The sequence below is a fragment of the Bartonella sp. MR100HLJHH genome (assembly GCF_042194215.1).
GTDB classification, from domain to species: domain Bacteria; phylum Pseudomonadota; class Alphaproteobacteria; order Rhizobiales; family Rhizobiaceae; genus Bartonella; species Bartonella grahamii.
On the sequence record NZ_JBHIMR010000024.1, the window covers coordinates 1 to 1,707 of the forward strand.

Sequence of the window (1,707 nt, forward strand, 5' to 3'; positions counted from 1 at the left end):
GGCTTTGAAAGAGTGATAAAAGGACTTAAAAATCATACAAGCTCGCTTATACAACAGCTATCCATTTGACTTGCGCTATTTTTGGTTTTGTATTTAATCTTTCCATAATCTTATAAGAACAGCGCCATCAGCTCCAGCACCACTTGTATAGGAATCTCTAACAGCTCCAGCACCGCCACCACCAAAACCACGACCTCCTTTTCCTGAAGTATAGTTATGTTGTGCTAGTCCTCCAGGACCACCCCTTGATGTATCGCCTCCAGCATCACCGCCATCACCGCTTATCTTGCCAGTAATTCCACTCGTTCCAGCATAACCATTTCCGCCTTTGGCAATTCCTAGATGTGCGTCTGTTGCTAAACCAAAATTTCCACCAATGCCCCCAGTTCCACCAATGCCTGAATAGTAATAAGTATTTCCCCTTGATGTATTATAATAAGCCCCCCCTCCACCATTTCCTCCTTTAGCGGTAATAAAATTTTTGCCAACGGTCGTTGTTCCTCCAGAATTACCTGTTGCACGGAGTGATGCAACAGAAGTTCCACCCTTACCAATTGTGATATCTTCATGACCATTTAAACTGGCTTTATAGCCATACCAGACTGAACAACCGCCACCGCCGCCACCTCCTCCTAATCTTGGCGTATCCGCTCCGCCACCACTACCACCGCCACCCCATGCTTGGATTTCTAACCTAGTTTGGTCTGTTACCCAATCTGGCCATTCAATTTTCCCATCTTGCGTGTAGAGCAATTCAGCATCGGCAATAATGAGTTTATTAATCAAATCTTTTTTGATGTTTTTAATTTCCTGCTTGAGAATATCTATTTCTGATTTCGTATAAACAAGATCACCATCAACTTTCAGCGGTCCTTTCAACATGCTTCCGCTTGCGCTTAAACGAGTGACTACTTCATTGTTATGCATAAGGTTGAGTGATGAATTGCCTATGAGTTCTAAGCCACCACTCATAGTCACTTTGCTGGTAAATTTATTGTAATTCTGCCACTCATTTGGACTTGTGAGGCGTCCATAGCTTGTCAGATCTTCGTTGATTTTGGCTCTAAAATCATCAAGCCCCACAATATCTTCGGTTTTATGTTGATGTGCGCCTAACAGTGAGACAGCACTGCCAAAGGTGAAGTTATTGTTGCTTGATTTATAGAGAACATAATTATTTGCGGCATCTTTTGCGCCCTCGAGATCGCTTAAATCAGTAAATGAGAAGGTTTTATCGGCTGCCATTTTGCCTTTGAGAGCCGCTTCAAGATCGGCAACATCATTTATTGTATGCGTGTGTTTTGAAGGCGCTTTTCCCTCTACCTTTTCCTCAACTTCCATTATGGCTTGATCAATTTTGGTCAAGTTTTCCCGCAAGATTGGGAATTCAGAACTGATAAAGCGTCCTTCTTTAGGCAATTCCATGTCGAGTTTTTTGGTTTTGGTCATCTCTGTTCTCCCATCACAATATGCCGGCGCCAAAATCGCTCACCATAGACCGTGCCGCCGGTCCGCCGGTAAGGGTGAGTTTTAAGCGCGCTTGTTTGGCTGTTTTGTCGCTGCTTACAAATTTGCGCTCTGTCCAAAGGGGTTCAGCGAGTTGTTCTGTTTCGTCTAATGTGAGAGGAACAAAAGCACCATCATCCAGTTGCATCTCGAGTGTAAAGGTTGCACCGCCCGGTAAAAAGGTTTTGATATAGCTGGTCA

2 protein-coding genes are annotated in these 1,707 nt (G+C 43.8%); both read right to left on the minus strand.

What is annotated here, in order from left to right; genetic code table 11:
* Nucleotides 1–93: 93 nt before the first annotated feature.
* A complete protein-coding gene (locus tag ACFIJ7_RS08510; protein ID WP_375645060.1) occupies nucleotides 94–1,449 on the minus strand; it encodes a Bgr_08870 family protein in 1,356 nt (451 codons plus the stop codon).
* Between the two features lie 13 nt (nucleotides 1,450–1,462).
* Nucleotides 1,463–1,707 (minus strand): hypothetical protein (locus tag ACFIJ7_RS08515; protein WP_375645061.1); only part of this gene is annotated, 245 nt, incomplete at its 5' end.

What these genes read in the sequence shown, in the direction of transcription:
- ACFIJ7_RS08510 (WP_375645060.1), bottom strand. Translation starts at nt 1,449, where the DNA reads ATGACCAAAACCAAAAAACTCGACATGGAATTGCCTAAAGAAGGACGC.